This window comes from Oceanobacillus caeni (assembly GCF_042678465.1).
GTDB classification, from domain to species: Bacteria; Bacillota; Bacilli; order Bacillales; family Amphibacillaceae; genus Oceanobacillus; species Oceanobacillus caeni.
In genome coordinates, this window is record NZ_JBHTKV010000020.1 from 18,280 (window position 1) to 31,553 (window position 13,274).

At 36.7% G+C, this 13,274-nt stretch carries 13 protein-coding genes, 1 pseudogene and 1 riboswitch; of the genes and pseudogenes, 7 read left to right on the top strand and 7 right to left on the bottom strand.

The window, feature by feature from the left end:
- Window positions 1-29 precede the first annotated feature (29 nt).
- The 4 genes from ACFQ18_RS13535 (at window position 30) to thiT (ending at window position 3,420) form a co-directional block, all read left to right on the top strand.
- Complete coding sequence (locus tag ACFQ18_RS13535; protein WP_047185667.1) at window positions 30-683, top strand: GGDEF domain-containing protein; 654 nt, start codon at window positions 30-32, stop codon at window positions 681-683.
- An 82-nt stretch (window positions 684-765) separates the two neighbouring features.
- Window positions 766-1,950 carry an HD-GYP domain-containing protein gene (locus tag ACFQ18_RS13540; protein WP_047185666.1) on the top strand — a complete coding sequence of 395 codons (1,185 nt, stop codon included), beginning with the start codon at window positions 766-768 and terminating at the stop codon, window positions 1,948-1,950.
- A gap of 119 nt (window positions 1,951-2,069) precedes the next feature.
- Window positions 2,070-2,372: a hypothetical protein gene (locus ACFQ18_RS13545; protein WP_052771740.1), complete on the top strand. Its 303-nt coding sequence runs from the start codon at window positions 2,070-2,072 to the stop codon at window positions 2,370-2,372.
- A 257-nt stretch (window positions 2,373-2,629) separates the two neighbouring features.
- A riboswitch (TPP riboswitch) is annotated at window positions 2,630-2,728 on the top strand.
- A gap of 95 nt (window positions 2,729-2,823) precedes the next feature.
- The gene (thiT, locus tag ACFQ18_RS13550; RefSeq protein WP_047185664.1) at window positions 2,824-3,420 is read left to right on the top strand and encodes an energy-coupled thiamine transporter ThiT; all 597 of its coding nucleotides are present in this window, start codon (window positions 2,824-2,826) and stop codon (window positions 3,418-3,420) included.
- Between the two features lie 72 nt (window positions 3,421-3,492).
- Here thiT and ACFQ18_RS13555 read toward each other — a convergent pair whose 3' ends face one another.
- The 3 genes from ACFQ18_RS13555 to ACFQ18_RS13565 all read right to left on the bottom strand — a co-directional run bounded on the left by ACFQ18_RS13555 (window position 3,493) and on the right by ACFQ18_RS13565 (window position 6,125).
- Window positions 3,493-5,022, bottom strand: coding sequence for a solute symporter family protein (locus tag ACFQ18_RS13555; protein WP_204798525.1), 1,530 nt, complete (start codon window positions 5,020-5,022; stop codon window positions 3,493-3,495).
- Window positions 5,022-5,354: a DUF485 domain-containing protein gene (locus ACFQ18_RS13560; protein ID WP_047185662.1), complete on the bottom strand. Its 333-nt coding sequence runs from the start codon at window positions 5,352-5,354 to the stop codon at window positions 5,022-5,024. Before ACFQ18_RS13560 ends, ACFQ18_RS13555 begins: the two co-directional genes overlap by 1 nt.
- A 222-nt stretch (window positions 5,355-5,576) precedes the next feature.
- Window positions 5,577-6,125 carry a YusW family protein gene (locus ACFQ18_RS13565; RefSeq protein ID WP_052771739.1) on the bottom strand — a complete coding sequence of 183 codons (549 nt, stop codon included), beginning with the start codon at window positions 6,123-6,125 and terminating at the stop codon, window positions 5,577-5,579.
- A gap of 279 nt (window positions 6,126-6,404) precedes the next feature.
- On the opposite strand from ACFQ18_RS13565, the gene ACFQ18_RS13570 reads away from it, so the two are divergent.
- A complete protein-coding gene (locus tag ACFQ18_RS13570) occupies window positions 6,405-6,938 on the top strand; it encodes a YitT family protein (protein WP_257456493.1) in 534 nt (177 codons plus the stop codon).
- 83 nt (window positions 6,939-7,021) lie between these two features.
- On the opposite strand, the gene ACFQ18_RS13575 is transcribed toward ACFQ18_RS13570, so the two are convergent.
- Window positions 7,022-8,239, bottom strand: coding sequence for an MFS transporter (locus ACFQ18_RS13575; RefSeq protein ID WP_111014480.1), 1,218 nt, complete (start codon window positions 8,237-8,239; stop codon window positions 7,022-7,024).
- 34 nt (window positions 8,240-8,273) lie between these two features.
- Window positions 8,274-8,786: a DUF3231 family protein gene (locus ACFQ18_RS13580; RefSeq protein ID WP_204798524.1), complete on the bottom strand. Its 513-nt coding sequence runs from the start codon at window positions 8,784-8,786 to the stop codon at window positions 8,274-8,276.
- Window positions 8,787-8,856: 70 nt separating this feature from the next.
- On the opposite strand from ACFQ18_RS13580, the pseudogene ACFQ18_RS13585 reads away from it, so the two are divergent.
- Together ACFQ18_RS13585 and ACFQ18_RS13590 are read left to right on the top strand one after the other, a co-directional pair.
- Window positions 8,857-9,621 (top strand): annotated as a pseudogene (locus ACFQ18_RS13585) (ABC transporter permease subunit).
- Window positions 9,622-9,660: 39 nt separating this feature from the next.
- Window positions 9,661-10,461 carry an ATP-binding cassette domain-containing protein gene (locus ACFQ18_RS13590; RefSeq protein ID WP_204798523.1) on the top strand — a complete coding sequence of 267 codons (801 nt, stop codon included), beginning with the start codon at window positions 9,661-9,663 and terminating at the stop codon, window positions 10,459-10,461.
- Here ACFQ18_RS13590 and ACFQ18_RS13595 read toward each other — a convergent pair.
- Together ACFQ18_RS13595 and ACFQ18_RS13600 are read right to left on the bottom strand one after the other, a co-directional pair.
- A complete protein-coding gene (locus ACFQ18_RS13595; protein ID WP_204798522.1) occupies window positions 10,435-10,707 on the bottom strand; it encodes a YqhV family protein in 273 nt (90 codons plus the stop codon). The two genes, ACFQ18_RS13590 and ACFQ18_RS13595, sit on opposite strands and share 27 nt — an antisense overlap.
- Window positions 10,708-10,907: 200 nt before the next feature.
- Window positions 10,908-12,848, bottom strand: a complete 1,941-nt coding sequence (locus tag ACFQ18_RS13600; protein WP_204798521.1) for a TcaA NTF2-like domain-containing protein — start codon at window positions 12,846-12,848, stop codon at window positions 10,908-10,910.
- Window positions 12,849-13,274 lie beyond the last annotated feature (426 nt).

Here is a 13,274-nt window from a genome sequence, read left to right on the forward strand (position 1 = left end):
CACCGTCTTATTGTCCCAAAGGAGAACGTATGAAATATTACGGTAGGTTTATTTTATTAATTTTGTCGTTGACTTCTACATTGGTATATTCGATAGTAGGAAGAGTTGATATCATTCTTTTCACTATCTTTACATTCATACATGCAGGTTTTTCATGGTTTATTGGAAGTTGGTATGATAAGTTCAGATACCTATCCTATCATGACCCGCTAACCGGTGTTTATAATCGCAGGTATGCCTACATCTATTTTGAAAAGCAGTTAAAACGGGCAAAATGCAAGAATGAAAGAATCGGAATTTTAAATATTGATATAGACAATTTTAAAATGATTAATGATTCCTATGGCCATCATTATGGTGACTTCATTTTGCAACAATTATGTAGGTCGATTACGAAAAATATTCGTAAAGAGCACATACTTGTTCGCTGGGGCGGAGATGAATTTATTGTATTACTCAACCATATGGATTGTACTTCTGCACAAAATCTGATTAATCAAATGAACGAGTCGATTAGGGCCGAGTTGAACCATTGTCAAGAATCTAGTAAATCAGGTGTAACTTTATCCATCGGTCATGCCATCTATCCAGAAGACGGGCAAAATATTTCAGAATTATTATTGATTTCCGATAAACGAATGTATCAAATAAAATCCAATACTGTGGAAGTTAGCCCATCATGAGTCAAGTATACTCCCATCGTCCTACAGTCAATCGGAACAACATTCATCCGGCCACTCCATCGTTGGTTAGTGAGGTAAATAGATGAAAAATACGTCATTATTACAAGAAGAAAAAAGGGCTACCTTATTATTTATGTGGTTATTTTATATTGTATTCTTTTTATATGATATATTTTATTATAATTTTTTGCCCTTTTTTCCATGGGCATTAGAATTACCAGATAAGATTTGGTACTATTTAAGTTTCGTTAAACATTTCATCATTATCTGTCTTATCCCTGTTACCATATATTTCTTTAAAAAGGGTAAACCTGAAAATGTAAAATATATTCTCGTTATCACCTATTTAATCACAAACTTAGTGACTGATATTTATTATTACTTTGGTAATCAGGAATCATATAGTAGTGGTAATTTAGTAGAAGTAGTGATTATATTATTTTCTCCTATTTTTATCAATAAGCGGTTTTTCTATCTAGTTACATTGGGAATTATCTTAAAGTACATAGTGGTAGGAGTATTCATACAAGACCCTGTCGTATTCTTTCCTGTTATTCTCAATATCTTATTAGCTTTTATTGCCTATATGCTTCTTCATCGTTTTTTAATATATGTACAGGCACTGAAAGATTCTTACAATGAACAATTAGCGGGAATTGTTAAAGGAGTAATTGCCACTTTGGAGTTAAAAGACCCTTATACTCGTGGTCATAGTGAACGCGTAGCAGAATACGCAATAAGTCTAGCAAAAGCAACCGAACAAGTGAAAGAATCCAATTATAATCATTTTTATTATGCGTGTCTTTTACATGACATCGGTAAAGTGAATATTCCCGACTCCATTCTGACAAAATCTAGTAAACTAACAGATGAAGAATATGAAATCATTAAAACTCATCCCGTTGTGGGGGCGAAAGCAATTAAAGATGTAGAAGGTATTGCTGATCATATCGCTGTAGTTTATCATCACCATGAAAGATGGGATGGCAAGGGGTATCCAGATGGACTTAAAGGAGAGGAAACACCTCTTGTTGCAAGAATCACAGCTATTGCAGATGCTTTTGATGCGATGACTTCTACAAGGTCATATCGACCAGCACTTCCTTTTGGTGAAGCTTATCAACGTGTTATAGATGGCAAAGGAACGCAATTTGATCCTAAATTAGTAGAAACTTTTAAACAAGTGTATCCAGATTGGATGACAATCTTTAAAAAATATAATAAAGACCAATCTTTAAAGGAGGGTAGCAACCATGAAAATCCGTAAACTAAAAAAAGTTAAAGCAACATGTTGGTGGTGTTTCATCATTCCAAAAGGTTAAGTAGTTTTAGATATAGGGTGCATTTGCATCCTATTTTCATTTCTAAAGAACGGTGGTGAAAGGCTTGAAATTATCATTAGAATCGCAAATCACCCTATATCCATTGTCCATTCAAAAAGATAGGAAGAATTATATCGTGGAGGAACCTGTTTCTGGTGATTTTTTTGAAATGCCGGAGATTTGTATTGATGCAATTGAAAGGATAAATGATGGGCAACTATTAGGTGAAATCGAAAGTAAATTACAGAAAAAGTATCCGAAAGAAAAAGTAGATATAATTGAATTTGGCGGGCAGCTAATGGAATTGGGTCTCATTCAAGAGGTAAATGGAGAAAAAGTCAAGTTAAAGAAGGGGCTTTTAACTTGAAAAATTTAATTATTGCTTTCATCGTTTTGTTTGCACTTTGGTTAATACTTCCGTTTTTCGGCATAAACACTTCATTTATAATACTTCATGTAATAGAGTGGTCTACCAAGTTTATTTTCCCATGGATAATACTATATTGGATAATTAGATTATTTAAAGTTTTGGAAAAGGGGAAATAAAGAGACGGGGCTCAAGTGACGGACCTCCCTCTTCTCAAAAGACAGAAAGTATGATACTATCATGAGTAAATCGAATAACGTGACCACAAGGGGAGCGAAAGCTGAGAGGGAACAAATTGTTCTTACCCTTCGAACCTGTTAGTTAATTCTAGCGTAGGGATGTGGTGAATAGTTTACTAGTTGTTTATGCGTAATGTGAAATCTATCTAGTAAACTAGGTAACTATGTCTTCCTTTTGGTGCGTTAAAAACACAATTAGGAGGCTTTTTTTAATGAAAAAATTAGGTTTACAAACGCTTATTGAGGTGGCCATTTTTGCGGCACTTGCCCTTGTGCTCGATTTATTGCCATCACTCCGTATTGGACCGTCCATCTCCATTTCCTTTGCGATGGTGCCGATATTCATCATCGCATTTCGCAGAGGATTTTTAGCGGCAATTATCAGTGGATTCCTTTGGGGATTATTACAAATTGCCATTGGGGAAGCATGGATTCTAACACCATTACAAGCGTTCATAGAGTATTTCGTAGCTTTCGCATGTGTCGGTTTTGCAGGACTATTTATCAACCCAATTAAAAATAACTTAAGAAGCAAAAACATGGGCAAGGCTATTGTCTGGATAATTATCGCAACCTTCGTCGGTGGATTTGCCCGTTACTTCTGGCATTTCCTTGCAGGTATAGTTTTCTTCAGTGAATATGCAATTGAAGCAGGCCAGGCGCCAGTTATTTATTCCTTAATTATGAATGGCATCTCTTATATTTCTTCTGCTATTGCATGTTCCATTGTATTAGCGTTGGTGCTTTCGAAAGGATCAAGACTGGTTACATCTGTGAGCACAGAGAATAGAAGTAAACGAGCAGCGTGAGACAAAGGAACAGGTTCGAGACTACTGTAAAAGCACCTTTTTTTCAGTGGTCTCGACCTGTCCCTATAACCCCTATTCCCTATTACCAATATGCGCTTTTACTTTGACCTCTGCATAGCGTTTGAGATCTTGTTCTTTTGAGTAAATCGTACCAAGGTAACCTCCGAGAAAGCCTAGTGGTACACTAACAAGTGCTGGATTTTCTAATGGAAAGATTGGATTTCCGACAAATAACGCTGCCCCCGCTTCTGGCGAGAAAACACTCGGGCTCATCGATACTAAAACTAATGCAGAAATTAGACCGAATAATACTGCTGAAATCGCACCAGTCGTATTAAACCGCTTCCAATATATCGTATAAAGAATGACAGGTAAATTGGCACTTGCTGCGATACAGAAAGCAAGCGAAACAAGGAATGCAACATTAAGGCTTTGCGCACCTAAGGCTAAAATAATCGATAACACCGAAACTGCTAATGACGCATAACGTGCAGCTAGCATTTGTTCTCTATCCGTAGCTTTCCCTTTTTTAATAATTTGACCATATATATCATGGGCAAAAGCGGAGGCTCCAGATAATACAAGACCTGCCACAACCGCTAGAATGGTAGCAAACGCAACAGCAGATATGAAGGCGAATAAAATATTACCTCCCAACGCCTCTGCAAGTAGCGGTGCCGCCATGTTCCCACCCGAATTAGCTGCAAGTATTTCATTTTGACCAACGTATATGGCCGCTCCAAAGCCTAGAAATAACGTAAGAATATAAAAGATACCAATCGTCCAGGTAGCTGTAATAACTGAACTTCTAGCTGTTTTCGCATCTTTTACCGTAAAGAAACGCATCAAAATATGTGGTAAACCGGCTGTACCGAGAACAAGCGCAATCATTAAGGAAATCGTTCCTAATGGATCATCATATTTTAATCCCGGTTCTAAATAAGCAGCGCCATGGCTTGTAGCAGTTTTCACCTCAGTAAACATGGCAGCTATATTAAAATCAAATTTCCAAAGAACAAGAAATGCCATAATAACCATTCCCGCCATTAAAAGAACAGCCTTCGTAATCTGCACCCAGCTAGTGGCAATCATTCCACCAAAAAGCACATAAATGGTCATCATAACACCAACAATTAAAACAGCAATCCAATAATCAATATGAAATAATAACTGAATGAGTGCACCCGCTCCTACAAGCTGTGCAATCATATAAAACAGAACGATTGTAATCGTACTTAGTGCAGCCGCACCTCTTACCTTTTTCGAATCAAATCGTGAATGAATCATATCAGCAAGTGTATATTTCCCAAGATTACGCAATGGCTCCGCTACTAAAAATAAAACAACTAAATAAGCAATTAAAAATCCAATACTGTAAAAGAATCCATCAAAACCGTTTAACGCAATCGCCCCAGCTATTCCAAGGAAAGATGCAGCTGATAGGTAGTCACCGGCAATGGCTAATCCATTTTGCCAGCCAGTTAATCCCCCACCAGCTGTGTAGAAGTCACCAGTTGATTTGGTGTTCTTCGCGGCAAAATACGTGATTACCAAAGTTAGAATAACGATAGCAATGAAAAGGATGACAACGATTGGATCCATTAGGCTTTACCTCCTTTATTAATTTGGTCGTGAATAATAGCTTCAACTTTTTCATCAAAGGAGTTTGCCTTTCTCACATAAATCGTACATAACACCCAAGTCATCACAAATTGGGCAACCGCAAATATCCAGACCCACGAAATATCCCCAAATGCCGGTGTATTTAAGAAGGTGGTGTAAGACGTACATATAGGAAGCAAAAAGTAAAAGATGAGAAAGAAAACAGTCATTGGTACCGTAAACCTTCTTTTATCTTTCATAAAATGCTTAAATTGCTCACTTTCTACGATACTTTCATAATCCACTTTATTATTTTTGTGTAAATCAGCCATCTAATACCCCCCTTTATTTAATATCCTTACAGCGTTCGCATTAAAAAATACTAACTCACCCCTCTTGTTTAGAAAACGCTTACTATTTTGCTGCCACACTTATGATTTATGAATGATTCATTTAAATTATGATAAAGAAAACGTACCAGGGGTTCTTCCTCCCTAAGAAAAACAAACCACTAAAAAACAGGCAACCTTTGTAGTTTGCCTGTTTTTTAGTGATTATTTGTTATCCTTGAATTCTATTTTCGTGCCATCTTTAAATTTAATTTCTAATTCTATTTCCTTGTAATTTGACTCTAGGGAAAATGCATCTAATGCTTGTTGAATAGCATCGTCTTTATTCGTATTCTGTTCAATCGTTAGCTCTTTAACTTTTGGATAAACCTCGTCAAATGCCTCTTGACCGTGAATATCAACTCCATTAATTTCATCTTCTAAATCCGCTTCAACACTACCGTCTTGATTTTTTTCTAGGCTTGCTTCATATTCTTTATCCCCGTCATATTTGACAGATAACTCGAAATCATCATAATTCAATTCATCCATTTTAGCCCGCATGTCTTCGGTCCCATTGTTATTGTTAGTTGCTGTGTCATTGGTATCGTTGCCGGCTTTATCATCAGCTTCATTGGTATCTTGATTTTCGTTGTTTGTTACATCGGCTCCCTGATTGGTGGTCGTATCATTATTATCATTGTTATTGCCACCACATGCTACTAAAGTTAAAGCTAAAATAAATATTGAAGCTAGAAATAAAATTCGTTTCATATTTTTGCCTCCTATTTTTACCTTAATTTATTTAATAATCTTCCCATTTAATCAAAAATTAACCATAAAGGTTTAGATTACATGTTGGGTGTTGTAGGGATCAGGTTGGAGGGGTAGATAAAATCCGTTCTTTTCGATGAGTTGCGATTTGAACGCTTTTCTTACGTCTTCCGCCACTCATACCATCGTTAAGCATGTTTCTTTTTACTTTTGAATACAATAAGATAGGTTGTCCGTCTATTGAATAGAATGCAGCCCTATTTGTAAGGAGGATTTTTATTGAATTCATTTATGTTAAAATTCGGCTTAGTTGTAGCAGGGGGAGCTATTCAAGGGCTGGGAATGGGGGTATTTTTGTTCCCCCATTCCATTCCTTCTGGTGGGGCTGGTGGGATTACTGTTCTCTTGGGTTATTTGTTTCACATTGGAATGGGACTAGCACTATGGATAGTGAATGCTTCTTTATTATTTTTAGGTGTTAAATATTTAGGAAAAAGATTCGCATTGTGGACGCTTCTTTCCATTACGGTGACATCTTTATCTGTTGATTTTTTTGAACAAATTATTTTCGTGAAAAATCGAAGCTTACTTTTGGATCTTTTATTTGGTTCCGTTTTTTTAGGTACGGGAATCGGAATATTAATGCGTCAAGGTGTTTCGAATGGTGGTGTCGGTGTCATCGCAATAATTATCTCCGTCAAAAAAAGAATTTTACCTGGTAGACCGCTCTTTTTCCTTAATTTCTTTATTTTTCTATTTGTAGCGTTGATAATCGATTGGAAATTAATCTTTCTTGCATTGATTAGCCAATAGATTTCAACCAAGGTGGTGGATATGATTTGTGAAATATCTTTTCAAAAGACCTATACACTTGGATGGCGAAAGAAGCCATGAACTTACGTGTATTTGTATCGAATATTACTTTTTTTCTTTTCTTTCCCGTCTTTCCCTTTAACATGGACTAACAATAGTACTAACAAGGCTACAAGTAGGGTAAAAGCAGCTATGGAAAGAAACATTCCCGTTCGTGACCAATCCATTAAACGGGTAAAAACGGGTGGCCCAAGTGCTACACCTATAAAACGAACAGAACCATATAAAGAGGAGACAAAGCCTCTGCGTTCTTTTCCGACTGCACCCGTAATGAGACTGTTGACACATGGTAGGACAAGTCCTGCGCCAATACTGCTAATGGCAAGGACAATAAGAAAAGGAATAAGCTTTTCAAATAATACAAGAGAACTATAAGATAGCGTCATCAGAAATAAACCTAAAACCGAAAGCCACTTCATCTTTTCTAAGTTTTTTCCAATTTTACTACCTGTGATATAGGATGTACAAACCATTACTAGAAGCGGAATTGCAAGAATAAGGCCCTTTGGAACTCCATTAATATTGTATTTTGTTTCAAGGATATCCGATAAATAAAAAAGGATTCCGAAAAGCGTAAATAGACAAGTTCCACCAGCTAAATAGATTGTGAATAGCCATCTGCCTTCATGTTTAAAGACACTTAAAAGCCCTTTTACATATTTTTTAAAAGGGGGAGGCGCTTGGAAATTTCGTTTTTCCTTAATAAATATCCAAACCAATAAAATAGAGATAAGACTAATCACAGGAAAGGCAAAAAATACTGAATACCAAATAATGAGAGCCAATAAAGAACCGAGAATCGGCGATAACACTTTTCCTAAACCATTCGATGCCTCAAATATTCCGAGTACTCTACTACGCTCTCCCCCTCTGAATAAATCCCCAATTAAAGCCATAGCAATTGGTGCAGTTCCAGCCGCACCGATTCCTTGTAATATTCTTCCTAAAATAACCCAAATATAAGAATTGGAAAAAACGGCTGCTCCTAAACCAGCTAATAACGCTCCTCCACCAAATAACAGCAATGAAGGAATAATAACCATCTTCCGTGAAAAACGATCAGACAAATACCCTACAATTGGGATAAAGATAGCAGCAGCAATAGAAAAAACCGTTATCGTTAAGCTTACTTGTAACTGAGTAAGATCCAATGATGATTTCATTTTTGGGAGTATCGGAATGAGCATCGAATTTCCCAATGTCATCATAAGTGGAACGGATCCGATGGCAGCGATGACCATCCCTTTATTTTTCTTTTTCAAAGCCTGTACACTCCTACTTTACATTAATGGGTGGAGAAACAATCCAGCCTTTTTGTTTAGATAAATCAAGGAGTTTTTGTTCGTATTCTTCCTTTTGGGTATGAAATTCCCCAAATAAAGAACGAATGTCCTCCCTTATTGCTACTCCTGTGACAAAACTACATAATACTCGATCTGTCATTAACTCATTTTGAACGATAACAGCGATTTCTGGATCATGAAACCTTGCACCTGCCGGGATATCTTCTACTTCCACATTCGGTCTATCAGGAGGTGCTGGAGGTAACCGAATTCCCGATTCTTTTAGGATAGCTTCCACTTGCTGTTCTTCTTGTGTAAGGCAACTTTCTACTAAATCCTCTAAATATGTTTTTAAATCATGATCACCAGTATGATTGATAAGTACTTGCATCGTAACTAAAATGTTTTTTGCATTATATAGATAGGACCATAAATGGTAAACTTCTCCAGGTGGAAGAAATAACAGAAGATACCATAAAGGAACAACAGGAAATTGCAGATACATTTTATCGTTTAGAGATTATTCCTAAAGAAATAAACGTAGAAGAGGTTATGAAATAAGGGGGAAATGACAAATGAAAAGAAGTATCAAAGGACCTTTGGAAAAATTCTTTCCCTGGTTTATTCCACTTTTCATTATTGCTGCGTGACAATTATTGTCGTGGTCCGGAGCTATACCTGAAAGAATATTACCGGCCCCATCCCAAATCATTCAGGCGGGTATTGACTTAACGATTACAGGGGAATTATCCGAACACATGGGGATTAGCTTATGGAGAGCTTTAGTAGGCTTTTTAATTGGGGGAATTGCTGGATTTGTTTTCGGCTTATTAAATGGCGTATTTCGCTTTGCCGATTTAATCTTTGATACCTCGATTCAAATGTTACGTAATATTCCCCATCTTGCGTTGATCCCTCTCGTTATTATGTGGTTTGGAATTGGTGAATCTTCCAAAGTATTTCTTGTAGCATTGGGCGTTTTGTTTCCAGTCTATATTAATACGTATCATGGAATAAAGTCTATTGACAAAAAGCTTATTGAAATGGGTAAAGCATATGGATTAAATGGGAAGGAGCTTTTTTTCCAAATAATTTTACCAGGGGCTATGTCTTCCATTCTCGTTGGTATACGGTTCTCACTTGGGGTCATGTGGTTAACCCTGATTGTTGCGGAAACTATTTCTGCCCAGTCTGGTATCGGTTATATGGCGATGAACGCTAGGGAATTTATGCAAATGGATGTCATTGTTTTAAGTATTATTATTTATGCGTTGTTTGGAAAAATTTCAGATATGATTGCTAGGTATTTTGAAGGGAAATTATTAAAGTGGAATAACTAGTTTTAGGCGGTATTGGCGAAGAAATAGGGGGAGTGCAAATTGAATTCATATGATTTACAAGGAGTAGATGTTACGATTCATCAAGTTAAGAAGAAATATGATAAAAGGGAGGTATTGAAGGGACTGGATTTACAGATTAAAGAAGGTGAGTTTGTAGCGATCGTCGGAAAAAGTGGTTGCGGAAAAAGTACATTGTTACGTCTAGTAGCGGGATTAGAAAACATGAATGACGGCTCGATTAAATTAGACGGAACACCATTGAATGGGTTGAATAAACAAGCAAGAATGATGTTTCAAGATGGTCGGTTACTTCCTTGGAAACGAGTAATGGATAATGTTTGTTTAGGATTATCTTCTGATGCAAAAAATAGAGCAATGCAAGCCATCACACAAGTAGGACTGAAGGAAAGGATACATGATTATCCATCTAAACTTTCTGGGGGACAGAAACAGCGTGTAGCACTTGCAAGAGCATTGGTACATGATCCTTCCTTATTACTTTTAGATGAACCTTTAGGAGCGCTTGATGCTTTGACACGCTTAGAAATGCAACGATTGATTGAATCATTGTGGTTAGAAAGAAAATTCACCTCTATTCTTGTTACACATGATGTAGAAGAAGCAGTAGCTATTTCCGATCGTGTCATTTTAATTGAAGATGGAAAGGTAACGTTAAATCAACCGATACATTTAACTAGACCAAGACAACGTACAAATCCCGCCTTTTCCATGTATGTGGAGGAAATTTTAGCACGAATTATGAATCGAAAAAGTAAGAAAAACTATAGTATGCTTGTCAATACGGAGATGGAATCACTTTTTGACCCCGTAAATAATTAAAGCTACTCCGAGAAAAATCCAAAAAAATTTACCAAAAGATATTTTATCAGAGATACCAACAATTCCAATTGTGGTTGTAATGATAAGAATTAAAGGCCCAATAAAGGCAAGTGAACTATTAATAACAAGGGCCTTTTCCACATCATTCATTTTAATCATCAAATATGCGGCAAAGACCTCAATGGATCCAGATAAGATACGAAATAATGCCATGGCAACAACAGCTTTTTCCAATAAGGTAAACATCTTCTTCCTCCCGAAATGTAGACTCTAGACATTATATGTTTAACTTGTCCAGATTAGGACAGTGTTTTTTGGGAGGGACATGGTCCATGAGTATCGAATTATAAGTAAGGGCGATTCTCTTATCGCCCTGTTCATAAATCAAAATGTAATTCACTGGCTCTGCTCCCTTATCGGTCGGACAAAGGACCTGTTACCATGGCTCAAACCGCTACCGTATTTCCCTGTTCCACAATTTCCATATCTATGATAAAAAATTGATCATCCATTTCCTCTAGCTCGTAGATCACAGTCTGTTTCACCATTTCCTCGGAGTAATCCGTGTAATCTATTAAAGAATGTTCTTCATATACAGTCACACTATAACGATTTCCTTCTAATTTTTTAATATCTGTTACTTCATGCGTTAATAGAACTCTTCCCAATTGATTCTCATACATAGTCATAATAGAATCAGCTAATTCACGATAAAGCTCACTATCAGGATCAATGTAATAGTCAAGGTTCTGAAGGTCTCCTGCATCCGTTGCATACGTCATCATATACAAAAAATCCTCTATGACCGTCTCAATCTCCATGTTACCTTCTTCCTTTTGATCGTCATTCACATAACTTTCCGCTTCCTCTTTCGTTGATTTCATTATTGTATAATCGCTATCGTTATCGTTAAAGGATAACGTCTCATCATCTATTTTCGTAATCGTGACAAAATCATTCTCTGATGAAGCTGCAATCGAATTAAATTCGGCATAATCCACTGTAAATATTTCCTTTGTCCCGGCTAAATAATCCGTAATCGTTCCATCCGCATTTATTTCAAAGAAAATGGCTCCTTCATCATTTTCCAACTTCCACATACCACTAATATCTTCAAAAGTTAGTTGTTTGGAGAATACCGTCAGATTTTGATAAGTAACGGACGAGAAATCGCTAATGTCTTCGATTACTTGATCCCCTTTTAAATTCTGCATGAGGACTAATTCATTATCCTTTGTCACGTATACAAGATTACCATGAAAAAATGCATACATATCAACGTCATCAGTTACCTTCGTATCGTCTATAAATAATTCATTCTCCTCTGTTAAATAAACAATCCTTCCATCTGTATGGACATTAAATTGGTATACCTTTTTTGCAATCTGTTCCTTACCCTCCGCACTAGTTATCTGATAAACATTGTTATCTTCATCCGTATAATAAACGGTTCCTTCCACTAAATAGAAATAGTTTACATCACTCGCTAATTTCGTAGCCTTTTCGTCACTATCTCCTTTTTGATAGAGATTATTATCCTCATTCACGTAATAAAATCCACTTTTGTCATAATCTGCCAAATAGACATTAGATGCAATTTTTTCCGTTTTTATATCTTTGGATAACGTACTGGAATATAAATCCATTGCTCCTTCTTCTTCATAACTTAAGTAAATTAAACGGTCATCTACGTTTTTAATGTAGTAAGGATCAATCTCCTCACCCGATATTTTCACACTACTTTCATCTGCCTTTTTATAAAACAGCATATAATCGTCATTGGTATAAACAAGATCCCCATCACGATTTAAAATTTTAAAATGAAAAACATTATTAGCAATGTTACTTTCTTGCCTACTCTCTATGTTATAAACCGAATAGTCTCCATCCGAGTCAATGAAATATAGATTTCCATCCACCAAATCATATTGAGTAACTCCATTGCCTATCTTTTCCTCGTTCCCATCCTCATTGATTACGTACAAATTACCATCCGTATCCTCATAAACGATAAAATCCTCCGCGTTAAATCCATCGAAAAACTGTACATCTTCCGCGAGTTTTACTTTATCTTCCCTCTGGCTGAACGCATACAACTTATTTTCCTCATCCACAAAAAGAACCTTATCTTTATCATTCAAATATACAAAACCATAATTTTTCACATTACTAGCAATTTTCTCCAACTCTCCATCTTTCGTTTTAATGGACAATTCCCCAATACCTTCCCCGTTCTCATTCACATAACTCTCCGTATAGAATAAAAATTTATGATGAATCGTATCCGGCTTCTTACTTCTCTCCTCATCTAATGACACTGGCTGCGTACACCCCGCCACAAGCACTACCGCTAACATAAATAAAAAAGCACTTAACGATCTACGCATATGCAATCCCCCTGCTGTCATAGTTAAACCAATCGTTAAGATCCCATATCTACCTATCTCCAGACATGAAAATTCCCCCTGTACGTCATTGTATGAGGCGGATGGGGAAATATGACAGGAGGACAGGTTTCTTGTCCTAATTTGGTATTTATTTGACATGAGACTTTTACCTAACATTTGAAGGGGGGTGAATGCTGATAGGTGGGGGGGAGTGCTGATATATGGTGTATGAGTACTGATATCCTACCAGCGTTTGCTGATATATGGTGCACGAGTACTGATATCCTGCCAGCGTTTACTGATATATGGTGCGTGTGTACTGATATCTTTCCAGCGTTTACTGATATATGGTGCATGAGTACTGATATCTTTCCAGCGTTTACTGATATATGGTGCGTGTGTACTGATATACGGGCGTGATTACTA